At 54.1% G+C, this 12,682-nt stretch carries 9 protein-coding genes and 1 tRNA gene; 4 read left to right on the forward strand and 6 right to left on the reverse strand.

The window, feature by feature from the left end:
• Positions 1-39: 39 nt before the first annotated feature.
• From FYC48_RS11335 to FYC48_RS11360, 6 genes are all read right to left on the reverse strand, one after another.
• The gene (locus FYC48_RS11335; protein WP_235034204.1) at positions 40-1,416 is read right to left on the reverse strand and encodes a cytochrome c3 family protein; all 1,377 of its coding nucleotides are present in this window, start codon (positions 1,414-1,416) and stop codon (positions 40-42) included.
• 58 nt (positions 1,417-1,474) lie between these two features.
• Entirely contained in the window at positions 1,475-3,427 is a 1,953-nt protein-coding gene (locus FYC48_RS11340; protein WP_261345066.1) for an FAD-dependent oxidoreductase, read from the reverse strand.
• Positions 3,428-4,510: 1,083 nt separating this feature from the next.
• The gene (locus FYC48_RS11345) at positions 4,511-6,349 is read right to left on the reverse strand and encodes an SEL1-like repeat protein (protein WP_149496819.1); all 1,839 of its coding nucleotides are present in this window, start codon (positions 6,347-6,349) and stop codon (positions 4,511-4,513) included.
• A 182-nt stretch (positions 6,350-6,531) separates the two neighbouring features.
• Positions 6,532-7,089, reverse strand: coding sequence for a DUF421 domain-containing protein (locus tag FYC48_RS11350; RefSeq protein WP_149496820.1), 558 nt, complete (start codon positions 7,087-7,089; stop codon positions 6,532-6,534).
• 358 nt (positions 7,090-7,447) lie between these two features.
• Positions 7,448-7,532 (reverse strand) — tRNA-Ser (locus tag FYC48_RS11355).
• Between the two features lie 102 nt (positions 7,533-7,634).
• Positions 7,635-8,285: a hypothetical protein gene (locus FYC48_RS11360; protein ID WP_149496821.1), complete on the reverse strand. Its 651-nt coding sequence runs from the start codon at positions 8,283-8,285 to the stop codon at positions 7,635-7,637.
• 394 nt (positions 8,286-8,679) lie between these two features.
• On the opposite strand from FYC48_RS11360, the gene hpt reads away from it, so the two are divergent.
• The 4 genes from hpt to FYC48_RS11380 all read left to right on the forward strand — a co-directional run bounded on the left by hpt (position 8,680) and on the right by FYC48_RS11380 (position 12,678).
• A complete protein-coding gene (gene hpt / locus FYC48_RS11365) occupies positions 8,680-9,225 on the forward strand; it encodes a hypoxanthine phosphoribosyltransferase (protein ID WP_149496822.1) in 546 nt (181 codons plus the stop codon).
• Between the two features lie 80 nt (positions 9,226-9,305).
• Positions 9,306-10,541, forward strand: coding sequence for a glycosyltransferase (locus tag FYC48_RS11370; RefSeq protein ID WP_149496823.1), 1,236 nt, complete (start codon positions 9,306-9,308; stop codon positions 10,539-10,541).
• The gene (locus FYC48_RS11375; protein WP_315853772.1) at positions 10,538-11,644 is read left to right on the forward strand and encodes a glycosyltransferase; all 1,107 of its coding nucleotides are present in this window, start codon (positions 10,538-10,540) and stop codon (positions 11,642-11,644) included. Before FYC48_RS11370 ends, FYC48_RS11375 begins: the two co-directional genes overlap by 4 nt.
• A 482-nt stretch (positions 11,645-12,126) precedes the next feature.
• Positions 12,127-12,678 (forward strand): hypothetical protein, encoded by a 552-nt coding sequence (locus FYC48_RS11380; protein WP_149496824.1) that lies wholly within the window; start codon positions 12,127-12,129, stop codon positions 12,676-12,678.
• Positions 12,679-12,682 lie beyond the last annotated feature (4 nt).

Consider the following 12,682-nt stretch of genomic DNA (forward strand, 5'->3'; position numbering starts at 1 on the left):
CTGCTGGGCCGAGAACAAACATCCAATTTTGATCCCTCACTATGGTTTTTTGCGACGCTTTGTTGAGCGATCTAGGAACCATTTGCGCGCCATCTGCACACTTTCGATTCGCTTGCTAGGTTCCGCGTCGAACCCATTTCGAACGAGATCTTCGTCGGCCAACGCGCTAAGTGCATATTCCAAGCCGTGGCAGTTCAAGCAAACCTCGCGAGCCATTTTTTCATTCGGACGCAAATTAGCACTCTGATCATGATTAACCCAAACGCCTCCGTCGTCCGTGAGTCGGGGCATATGACAGGTTGCACACGAGACGCCAGTCCCGGAAACGCGTTTCTGCAAGACTTCGTCGCGCCAGAGTTCACCGTGTGGGGAATTTACATGGGCGAGGGAATGATCATCCGCGTGGCACTGCAAACATGCGTCTGTAGCTGCAAACTGAGTATCGAAGCGATGATCGTTGTGGCAAGCATTGCAATTAAGTTCGCGATGAGCGGCGTCGTGGTTCATCGGAAGCCGAGCTCGAGCAGGTGTCATAGGAGACAAGCCTACGGCTAGACGCATGCCGTGTTTCCCTTCAATGAATGTATCTACCTGCCTTTCATGGCATTGCCCGCATGTCTCCATAGGAACATGATCCGACCAAGTTACGGATTCCTGACCATTGGAATCAGGTAAATGGCAATGGCTACATTGAACGCCCGCAGCAGCATGCGACGTCTCCGCCCAATCACGAAGCAGCGTTGTGTCGACTTGCATTGACTTCGGATGGTCTGCGTCATTGATTTTCGACGCTGGCATCGGCCATAGCGTGTTCGAAATCTCCGAACCTGATAATCCAGATGTCGTATCTCGCTCCGGAACCGTTGCTAAGCTGAGATGGTCCGGCTGACCAAAATGATCATCCAGAAATTTTTCGTACAGTGCACTGTTGTCGTGATAGTTGTGGCACCCCGCAGTGGCACAGCTATCGAAGGCCATCCCTCGATGGCTGGGACGGCTGTCACTGATCTCTTTGTGACAGTGCCAACAGTAATCCGCTGGCATTGTCAGTCCCATCGACAACGTTTGGTGAGGGACGTGCTCGGCGTGGCAACTCAGGCAATTTTGTGCGTCCAACGTTGCCAACAGTTCGGCGTTGGTCGGGTCATTGAATTTCTTTGCCGGGTGTGTATCAACGTCCTTCAATTGGTCGCCATGACATCGAATGCATGCATCCTGCATGACGTCGGATGCGTTCATCGAGTCTTCGGATTTCGATGGATCGTGACAGGCGTTGCAATCGAGTTCAATCTGATAGTGACCGTGCGTCGTTTTCCCCGGAAGCCAAGCAGACTTGACTGATGAAGCTGGTGCGATCAATGCCACCGAGTAAAAGACTCCGATCAGAAGGTTGATTCCTAGACACGCGAACCACATACGGGCATGTGGAAGAGAGCGAATCGTATTGATCAAGGCCTGCACCATGTATCCCGTCTCAGTCCCTGAACCAATAGAAACTTAACACGTGCAGACTTATCAAGATCGGTAGTGGCCAAGTGATCCAAAGATGCACTCTTGTTAGCCGCTGTCGCCATATCCGGGAGGTCATCGCGAGCGTTCCGGTCAATCGCGATTCGATGCTGCTGATGACACCTGCTATCCCGCCAACCATGATGGTCGAAAGAAAGAATGTTCCCAAAAGAAAATTGAGATTGGATCCCAGTCTTAATCCTGTATGTGCAACCATCCCTAGGAGGACCGCTGTTCCCAGCAACCCATGCATCGCTCGCCAGAAACCATAGCTGCCCCAGGTGAAACGACTGAGGCGTTTTCGTAAAGAGAAAGTCAGACCCACCAGTGTCGTACCTAGCAATCCAAACCCGCTTATTTGTCGCCCGAGGTCGCTCCTCATCACCGAATCAAATGCATATCGTGGCTCTTGGACAGACGTTGCCGTCGGGATCGGACCGACAAACAGCCATGCTAAAACGACCACGCTGGCGAGCGCACTCGTCGCGAGCATGGTCCTCGCCCAGGGCACCGTGGCTTGCTGGCCTGATGTTCCGGCAAGTTCGCAGACCAGGGAGCGGCAGCTTCCACAAGCAGTCGAAGCGCCACAAGAATTTGCGATGGACTCGGCCGTCTGATGCCCTTTTGCGACCAAATCGCTAATGGTTTCTTTGGTGACAGAAAGACACGAGCAGACGATCGAATCTGGTGGCCAGTGGATGACCGGTAAAGCACCTCCAGTATTCCACGGAGTCCCGCTTTTTTCGAAACGGGATCGCTGCCACGGCCATAATCTTGCCTGTCTCGTAATCGCTTGGCGGATCTGCGGTAGTTCCGTCCAAGGACCGACACATGAGGCGCCAACGATGCGCCCTCGTTCGATCAACAATTCTCGACGCCCCTCGCTATCTTCATGCGAAATGATTGATCCTCCGGCGGACTCACCTATCGTCTTTCCCAATGTCGCGACTTGGATCCCCATCAACTTGAGTTCGGCTGATTCATCGGCACCAGCGAACCGTAAATCATGCCCCGCGAACCGGCTGGCCAAAACATCCGACATGCGATAGCACGGCGCGACCAAACCAAAGACATGTTCGTTAAAAGAGGCACATTCCCCGATCGCGAAAATGTTTGGATCGCTCGTTTGCAATGAATCATCTATTTCAATGCCGCGCCGAGGACCGATCTTCAAACCGGCTTCTTCGGCGAGTTGATCGTTCGGGCGTACCCCCGCGGCAACAATCAGTACGTCGACCGTCATGTCATCCGCGTTGGCAAAGCATAGTCGTAATCGATCGTTTTCCCGCTGGATCGATTCAGTCCGACGAACCAAATGAACCTCAACCCCCATCGCCGCGATTTTCCGCTCCAGCAACTTTGCCGCGTTCGCATCTAGCTGTCGTGGCATCAATCCCGGAGCCATCTCGATAACGCTGACACTGATTCCTAAATCCAGCATCATTTTTGCGGCTTCCAAGCCCAGCAGTCCACCTCCGATTACTGCTCCTCGTTCGGCATTCTTAGACTGGCAATAAGATTTAATCGCCCTTAAATCATCGATCGTGCGGTAGACGAAAACGCCGTCGCTGTCATGACCATCGATCGGGGGAATGAACGGATGAGACCCCGTCGCGATCACGAGTTGATCATAAGAGTGGACTTCGCCTGAAGACTCATGAACTTGCTTGGCGTATCGGTCAATTCGAACAACCCTCGCCCCCGTGCGAAGCTTGATTTCATTTGACGCGTACCACGATCGTGGTGCTAACAACAGATCCTCGGTGGACGAGCCTTTGAAGTACCGGCTTAGGTTGACCCGATCGTACGCGGGCGTTGGCTCTTCACCTATCAACGTGATGTCATAGTCCTGATGTGTCCCAGCACGAACTAATCGATCACACAATCCAAATCCTGACATTCCCCCGCCGACGATCACAAGACGCGATCTCGTAACGTGGGAACGATCGATCCGTTCGCCTCGTCGTCGGTTCCGTGAAAATGAAACTCGAGTGCGGGTAGCAGTTTTGGGCATGCAGGCTGCGAATTAGCACGATGTGGAAGATTAGTTGGCAAGGTGCCGTGCTTGTTCTGAGTCAACCACTGTTTGCAAACGAAAGGCCAATTGAATGTCGTCGTGCTATCCCGCAATACCACGTGCATTAGCATTCCCTCACCCGCTCCTAACGTGGCTGGATCCCTCCTAGCAGCCATTCGCTTGTGCGGAGCAAACTTCGCGTCAGCGCATCCCGCAATCGGATACTGCACGTTTTGTTGACACCCGTGCCTAGAAAGCGGTGCCCTGGTCCCAAGAAATAGGGGACGGAGAAATTGTGGACTGTGCGGTATCTCTTCGAAAGAAATTCCGTTTGATGAGTTTGCTTCGGTAACATTGTCGTCGACCGAACGCTTAGTAGCCAGACGCCGCGTCGTTACGCCAGGCCGCCAGACCATTCGCCGTACAAGAAAAGTAGGATTCGAACGATGCTATCTCGAACGCAAACATTAGTGCTCATTGTCGTCGCAGTCATTTGTTCGTTTGAGCTGAGCCAAAGTTGTGAAGCGGGCAATTTTTGGAAGTTTCGAAACCATCGCAGATCGCACGTTCAACCTAGGGGCTATGTCCGAAGTACGCCGATCACGACGGGTCAACGCGTGCGGACTGTCCGATCAGGCCACAACGCGTTCTTCACGCCGACTTACTCGAACCGCTACCCGACGCAAGCTAAGTCGAAAGGAAACACCTGGCCGGGAGCGATCGGTCACCAAAGTCCGCGATACCAATTTTTCCAAGACGTCAATGGTTATTGGCAATAGCCTTGAAGTTGATTGAACGCGACACGAGGTACTGCTGCGCGAAAATTAGTTTCGCGATAAGTTGGTATTCCAGTCCGGCGAGCATAAGGAGCTTTTGGTATCGGACGACGTGCTTGCTCACAAAACCGTCAGCTGCCATCGGAACGCTAGATCGATCGAAGAGTGTTTTCACTTCGGTCGGGTTCGGCTCATCAGCCGACGGGCGTTAGCTCCGGCTATGGCAACGAAACCGTGGCGAACGCCATCCGGCTAATTCTAAATTCGAGTTGGAACGAAGCACTAGACGACAGATCAATAACAGCAACGCGGCTACCGACGCTGCTAACGCTATCATCGAACGTTGCCGATTTTGCTTCAATGCTTGCTCTTGGGCATGTTGCTCCAAAGCCAGCAAAGCTTGCGACTGGTCGGCATCCGCTGCCTTTTTCAGGAGTTCGACGGCAAGAGACTCATCGATATCAACACCTTTTCCGTAAAGATACATCAATCCGAGATTCGTTTGGCCAAGCGTGAACTCCTGCTCCGCGGCTTCTTGGTACCAATGAACGGCGGTCGATTCATCTTTCGGGACTCCTCGTCCGGTGGCGTACATCGTTCCTAGATTGTTTTGAGCCGCAGGGAAATTTTTGTCTGCGGCTAGACGATACCACTCAATAGCCTTGTCATCATCGCCTTTAACTCCACGGCCCTCGGCATGCATCAATCCCATCATGTATAAGCTTGCGGGATCGCCTTGGTCGGCAGCCTTGTGAAACCACTTCAACGACTCGACGTCGTTTTGCTTCACCACTTTGCCCCAGAAGAACAGCTGCCCTAATTCTCGTTGAGCCCAAACACTCCCTTTCGATGCTGCTTGCTTTAGCAATGCGATACCGGCATCAATGTCCTTGGGAACACCACGTCCGACTAGGTACATCCAGGCGAGGTTACTTTGAGACCACGTATTTCCTTGGAAGGCGCCCGCGCGGAACCATCTCGCCGCGTCTTTGTCGCTTTGGGGCACACCCCGACCATCGAGATACATTTTGCCCAAAGAACCTTGGGCAAGCGAATACCCCTGTTCGGCCGACTTGCGAAACCATTCGACGGCCATGGTGTCGCTTTGCGGTACCCCATCGCCGTCACGGTACATCAGCCCCAACGCCCGCTGCGCTCGGGCATGATTCTGTTCAGCTGCCTTTCGATAGAACACTAACGCTTGATCGCGGTTTCTTTCAACGCCACGCCCATGCTCATACATGAATCCGAGATTGTATTGAGCTGACGCAAACCCGCTGGCAGCGGAAAGCCGATACCAGTGGACTGCATCAACGTCGTCTCCTGCACCACCACGTTGCCGAGAGCACATCCAACCAAGCTCAAATTGCGCCCATGGATGTTCAGTCGCAGCGGCGCGCCGAAGGTAGTCAACCGCAAGCCTGTCGTCACGACTGACTCCCTCGCCACGACGGTAGGCTCGCCCAAGATTGTACTGCGCGTCAGCAAGCCCCTGATCGGCCGCCTTCTGAAACAGCATCGCTGCCGCAACACTATCTGGATTGACGCCAAATCCGTTCAAATACATGAAGCCTAGCCAGTTTTGAGCCGCCGGTTCACCTTGCTCGGCCGCAAGTAGGAACCATCTCACTGCCTTTGCGTCATCCTGCGAGAATCCTTGACCTTTGACGTACAAATAGCCAATGATGACCTGTGCCCATGCATGTCCTTGTTCGGCGGAAGCGCGGATATACCGCGTCACAAGTTTTTGGCTAACTGGACCGGCAAAGTTACCGTTTGTCTGATTGATGCTTTCTAAATAGTTACCAATGATCTCGTCGACTTCCGAAACGCTTGCCGCATCGATTTTTTCACGCTCTTCGTCTTCGGATTGCGGGAACGGCAGATGAGCTTCGGAGATCGCTTCATTCGCGATTGCCGAATCCGCGGCCATCAATTCCGTATCAGCTTGATTGATGGGCGGGATATTAGCGCCGCTTATTTCGCGTGAAGGATCGCCGATGACCATCGCCATCGCGATCATCAGAAAGGTCGGTCGGTTGCGCATTTGGGAAAGCCAATTCGTAGCTGAATGCCGCCGGCTTTAACGTTGAACGCCAACAGCAGATCTCTTGGCAAAGCTACCTTACACTCCACCAACGGGTGGCGGGAAAGCCGAAGCATCTTGAGCGAACTTGCCGGACTGTGAAGCGAATACGTTCGCTTTCACAATCGCCGTTTGCCCTACGACTATTCCTGGCCACGGCCCAGCCGAGCAGGAGCGGCGACGTCCGACATGAGATCTGCTTCATTTAGCGAAACCGCTTCTCTAGGAATTACGGTTAGACTTCCGTCAGTCTCGAGGATCACCCAATTGGCATCCTCAACCGACGTGAATCCTTGCTGTCTTAGCTTCGCTCGAATTTCTGCTTCTGAAATACGCTCTTTGGACAAATTCTCTTCGATGAATTCCCCTTTGTGGGTCAGTAGCGTTGGCCTCGGTTTGATCACTTTTCGAAACGCATTGCTTCTACGGACAGCGAACGTTGTTATCCACTGTAACGCGGCGAGAATGAGGATTGCGGCTGTTGAATCCGCAACGGATACGTCTTTCAGTAAGATACCTGATCCCACCAAGCTACCGATTGCTATGGTCACGATCCAATCGAAGTTGTTCATTTGGCTCGTCAGGCGTTTCCCTGAAATCCGCACTACGACGATCACCAAAACGTAGAAGAACACTGCACTGATCGCGACACTTTCAATTCGCGACCAAGTATTGAACCAAGTATCAATCGATTCAGGCATTGCTCTACCTTGTGAAAAAAGGCGGTCTCTTAACGATGCCGAAGCGGCGTCGGCGGACTCGCCGGAGCGACGCTGCCCGGTTTACGGAGAATACAGGATTGGGGCCACAGCAGGTCGGCTACTTGCGGCCAGCATACCCGTTCGCAGAAGTTTGAGCGATCGTTCCTAATCACACAGGGCTTCGATCCAATATCGCTGAAGTTCGCGATCGGCGGAGAGCGGCTTCACCGTGACTGCCCTTGCGCTTTCAAACCGCACCCACGCGCAAGTCATCTGCGTAAATCGCGGGGGCTCTGAAGCGCCGGAGCAGATCCTTGTGACTTGTCTCGGAACAGTTGGCTAGCAATGCCAGAAGCAACGGATGGGGTGGGATTCGAACCCACGGTAGGTTGCCCTACGCTGGTTTTCAAGACCAGTGCCTTCGACCACTCGGCCACCCATCCATTTTAGTTCCGCGGTGGATCCAACGATCGTCACCTGCGGCCGCCAAAAAGCGAACTCGCGTAGCTTAGCATCGCCCCGGCTTTTCGAAAACCGGTGTTTGACTAAGCCGCTTTCGAGACGTCGTTGTCATGTTCGGCATCGCCGTCTTGAGCGGATTGGTCGGCTCGTTCGGATTGCGAGCCTTCCGCGGCTGCTTCGCCCTCGGCGACACCAGCATCCCGTGTTGTGATCGGGATAGTGGCTGGGGCTTCTTCCGATTCGGATGCGACCTCGCCCTCGACTTCCGTAACGGCCAACTCAGCTTGCTCGACATCTGCCGTCACCGCGATCTCTCGCTCTGCGTCGTCTTTCGCTACGTCGTCCGCCGACTCTTCTTGAGCAGCGACGTCAAATTCGTCACGTGACTCTTCTTCGCTGACATCATCAGCCGCTCCGACCTGCGTCGTCGCCTCGATCGGAGTTGCCTGCTCACCGAGAATTTCGTCACTGCTGAAAACGACGATAATTTCGCCGTCGAGTCGGCGGACTTTGATTTCATCCGGTTCCATGAACCAAGTCGCACGAATCTCGCCATCACCGGTTCCGATTTTGAAATTCCGACCGACGTAGTAGCCTTCGCGGATCAGAATTGATTCCGAGAGAATGCCGATACCGGATGCCGAATCCTCGGTGTCAATTCCGATTGCGTACGTGGACTGGATCCATTGGCAAAGGTGGGCGCGAACGGTAGCCAGGCGTTGAGAATTCGTCATTCGGGGCGTCTTGCAGCGGGGGTTCCTGCACTCGTGCTCATTAGCATGTCGGTGTATCGTTCATCGGCCGATTTCGACAGATACTCCGGTTTTGCGGCCGGCGGATCGCAAGCTAAGCCTATTTTACCTATCCTTCCACCAACTTGGGGTGGGAATGGCGAACTCCGCCGCTGCATCTCTACGAATTCGGCAGGGCCTCCCAACGCGATCAAGCGAGGTGGGAAGGCGAAGGCGAATCCCAAATTTGATCAGCACCCCGTCGACTTGTAGGAAAATCCCGATCGATTGGTCCCTGGAAGTCGAAAGTCGATTAGAAACGTTGCTTCAAACTAGGCGCGTCCTCTTTGTCACCACCATCGCCCCTCAGCATTGACACGATAGGAATTTAGACCGCATGCGAATCTTGCTGGATGAAGAACAATTACAGGCCGGCGTGGAGCGACTGGCTACGGAAATTGACCGTTTCTATGGCAGCGATCGCCCAGTGACCGTGATCGCTGTGATGACTGGCAGTTTGGTGCTATTTGCCGATTTGATTCGCCGATTGTCGATGCCACAGCGAGTCGGCGTGATCCAGGCATCGAGCTATCGTGGGGGGACCGAGTCGGGCCAACTAGACGTGTCAAGCGACATGATGATCGACGTCGCCGACCGCGAAGTCCTACTGGTCGATGATATCTTCGACACGGGGAAGACACTCGATCGCCTGACCGGGCTAATCAAAGAGAAGGGGGCCAAATCGGTGAAGACGGCCGTGCTGCTGCACAAACATCGACAGCACGAAGTTTCGCTGCGTCCCGACTTTGTTGCCTTCGAAATTCCCGACGAATTCGTCGTCGGATATGGTCTGGATTATTTGGACATGTACCGAAACTTGCCTTACTTGGCGGTTTTAGAACCAGCCGAAATCGAAGCTACGGAACATAAATCGAAGCAGTGAGCCAGTCGGATCGCCGTTTACCAGAACTTGCTGGGACTAAATCGTCGCCGGGGTACGCCAATTGCCGCCCGAGAGTCCTAATGATCGGGCGGCATTTTTGGCCGCTCGGTGCGTTCGATGCTGCCGGACATTTGATGCAGCTTGCGACGATGCTTTCCGCGGCCGGGTTTCAAGTCGACGTCGTGACACCTCGCCAAGCAAATGTCTGGTCAGAGCGGTTTCAGTTTCGCGAGTTTAATGTTCATCGCCCAATTCGAATGTTTCGCACCGGATGGTCCTCGCGCGGTGACCGATCGATCAGCAAATACATCAAGTCGCTGAAAGAATGGATCTGCGAAAACCGCTGTTCTCCCGATCTGATCTATTGCGACCAAGCGAGGGAAGAGTCGATCGCAGTCGTCGAAGCTGCGAAACAACTCGGCATTCCGTCGGTCGTTCGAATCGCTGGCAACGGATCGGCGAGCGATCTATTCGAAACCAAAGGCCGACGCAATGTGAAGCGTTGTTTGCAGGCCGCGGTACGAGCCGACGCGGTCGTGGTCAACTCAGGATCGGTCCAACGCCAATTGATTATCGACGGCTTTGACGGCGCGCCGACGTGTCGGATCCCGATCGGGGTAGTACGAGGCGCCGAAGCGTCGAGCAACCTTAAGTCAGACTTGCGGGGTGCGATGGCAAAAATCAATGGCGACCTGCATGTGTTCGACACTGGTGTGGTTGTATTGTCCGTCGAACGGATGTCGGACCAATCTGGACTGATGACGTTGGTCGAATCGGCAAGAGTACTGAGTGAACGATTGCCGAACTTATGCTATTGGTTCATCGGGGATGGGCCTAAACGTGATTCGATCTATTCGTATCTTAAAGGCGAAGGCTTGAGGCAGATGATGGCGATGCCGGGCTCGTTCGGACTTTTGTCGGACGTTTTTCAAGCGGCTGATCTGATGGTGCACGCCGGCGATGATGGTTTCCAAAACCAGGTGCCCCTGGCAATCACGCACCGGCTACCACTGGTCATCGCGAACGGCGAAACGGCTCGAGAGTTCTTTGCCGTTTCACAACAGGAAGTTCAAGAGCAAATCGCGAGCGGACAATTTGAGACGGGGATCTACTGGTTCGATCCGGCTCGACCGAGAACGCTCCGGATCGCGATCGAGACGATAACCCAGGATTTGGACCGAGCAGAAGCGAAGGCAACTGAACTGCGCAGGACGATGCAGACGGTCCGTGATGCGAGTGCTTCGCTGGAGCAGTACGCGCGTTTGTTTCGACGATTGATCGATGCCAAACGCAACGATGTGAACGACCTACCATGAAAATCAAACTGGCACTGATCATCCCGACGATGGATCGCGGGGGCGCCGAAAAGCAGTTGTGTCTGCTGGCGTCGAACCTACCAAGCGATCATTTCGATGTCCATGTCTTTCTACTTACGCGCGACGGTCCGCTCCGCGAATCGCTGCGACGAGCGGGCATCGCCACGACGTTGATCGGCAAGCGATTCAAAGCCGATCCTTCGGCACTCTTTCGCCTTCGCGATGCCTTAAAAGAATTTGCACCGGACATTGTCCACACCTGGATATTTGCGGCCAACGCGTTCGGTCGGACCGCAGCGTTGATGGCCGGCGTTCCGGTGGTGATCGGAAGTGAACGCTGCGTCGATCCCTGGAAATCATGGTGGCATTTCCAAATAGATCGTGCCCTCTCGAAACGCTCGACGGCGATCACGACGAATAGTTCTGCCATCGAAGCATTTTATGTTTCCCACGGTATCGATGCCAACAAATTTCGCGTGATCGCAAATGGAGTCTTACCGATCCACCCTTCGTCGATCGATCGCACCACGGCGTTTAAACGATTGGGTGTCCCGTCCAACCGAAAACTAATTCTGGCTGTGGGAAGACTCTGGGAACAAAAGCGATACCGAGATTTGATCTGGGCGGGCGAACTCGTCGGGGCGACGCGTCAGGACACGACGCTGATCGTCATCGGTGATGGCCCGCAGCATGATGAGCTCTTGCGATTTCGCGATGCGGTTACCACACCGCGTCATGTTGCGTTCGTCGGTGAAAGAGATGATGTATCGGACCTGTTGCCACATGCGGACTTATTTTGGAACGGCAGCGAGTACGAAGGACAGAGCAATGCGATCATCGAAGCGATGCAGGCTTCGGTGCCGGTGATCGCATCAAACATTCCGGGCAACCGAGACCTTGTCATCGACGGTGTCACGGGGCGGCTGGCACCACTCGGTGATCGCGCCGAATTTGCACGACATAGCATCGAACTATTGGACAATCCCGCGATGGCGAACGAACTTGCAGATTCGGCGCGAAACCGAATCACGACAGAGTTTTCGGTCGAGAAAATGGTCGGCAAGCATGCGGCGCTGTATCGAGAGTTGATCGATCGCAGCTAGTCCTTGGGTAGCCAAACGAAAACTCTTGCAGGTTTGTCGATTGACTTAGAATTGCGGCAAAAGCAGACGCGTTTTGCTTGGCAAAAGTGGCGATCACGTACACGGCTTTCTCAGAATCAAAGGCGACGAATGCCAGATCGATGCCCCCTCGGCGGGTTTCGCTACCTCAAACATTCGCGACACAATAGACGCCGGTTTGAACCGAGCTTGAGCGCATTCTCCAATTTTGACGGCAACCCTTGATAAAGCATTCCGTTCGTAACGATCACGCGAACGTCGGGCCGTCGAAAAGTAGCTGAAACGGCAGATTTGCTTCAGTTCAAAGTTGAGTACGCCTGCCGGACAGATAACATCAAGGCGTCAATTGAACCAGCGGCGATCAACGCCCGCGGGGATTGATGCCGGCACACCTCAGCGACGGAACTGGTGGAATCAATGCTGGCCCCACCCGAATACGCTTTTTCCAACCGACCTTTATGGACATGCGAGAGACCCGACGACAAACCTTCGACGAAGTCGATTTGTTGCTGGACAATGCAAGGTTACGAGACGAGTTGGAGCCCTACCGGGACGAATCGATCGACCCGTCGATCAATCGCATGCCGCTCCACGCCGAGAACGAGTACTTGGCATCCATGCTGGCTTGGGAACGGGCGCCCGCACTGCCGATCGCCGAATGGTTTAACCCGCCGCTGGATTTGATGCCGCCGGACTCACTCAGCGATGCCCAGCTATCGAGCTTGCTGAACAAAACGATCGAGCGGCTCTTTAGCAAGAATATTGTTCTGCGATGCACCGATCACTTGAGTGACCGCGAACTGTACATGATCGTCTATCGCGACATCTTGCCGTGCTGCGAAAAGATGGTCGATGTGCCCGGCAAAGCGATCGAGTGGATGTGTGTCGAAGACACCGAAACATGGCTGCGTTACTACGCCAGCGCCGTCGAACGTCGTCGCTATCAAGAAGAACGTGGAATGCCGCTTCCCGCGGCAGAGACGCCTCCGTATCGACGTCAGTTGCCCGGTCAGTGACACA

This window comes from Roseiconus lacunae (assembly GCF_008312935.1).
Classification (GTDB): domain Bacteria; phylum Planctomycetota; class Planctomycetia; order Pirellulales; family Pirellulaceae; genus Stieleria; species Stieleria lacunae.

Excerpts from the sequence above, each read along its gene's own strand:
- FYC48_RS11335 (WP_235034204.1), bottom strand. The coding sequence starts at position 1,416 with ATGTGGTTCGCGTGTCTAGGAATCAACCTTCTGATCGGAGTCTTTTAC.
- FYC48_RS11360 (WP_149496821.1), bottom strand. The coding sequence starts at position 8,285 with ATGACGAATTCTCAACGCCTGGCTACCGTTCGCGCCCACCTTTGCCAA.
- FYC48_RS11375 (WP_315853772.1), top strand. The coding sequence starts at position 10,538 with ATGAAAATCAAACTGGCACTGATCATCCCGACGATGGATCGCGGGGGC.
- FYC48_RS11380 (WP_149496824.1), top strand. The coding sequence starts at position 12,127 with ATGCGAGAGACCCGACGACAAACCTTCGACGAAGTCGATTTGTTGCTG.
- FYC48_RS11350 (WP_149496820.1), bottom strand. The coding sequence starts at position 7,089 with ATGCCTGAATCGATTGATACTTGGTTCAATACTTGGTCGCGAATTGAA.
- FYC48_RS11370 (WP_149496823.1), top strand. The coding sequence starts at position 9,306 with ATGATCGGGCGGCATTTTTGGCCGCTCGGTGCGTTCGATGCTGCCGGA.
- FYC48_RS11345 (WP_149496819.1), bottom strand. The coding sequence starts at position 6,349 with ATGCGCAACCGACCGACCTTTCTGATGATCGCGATGGCGATGGTCATC.
- hpt (WP_149496822.1), top strand. The coding sequence starts at position 8,680 with ATGCGAATCTTGCTGGATGAAGAACAATTACAGGCCGGCGTGGAGCGA.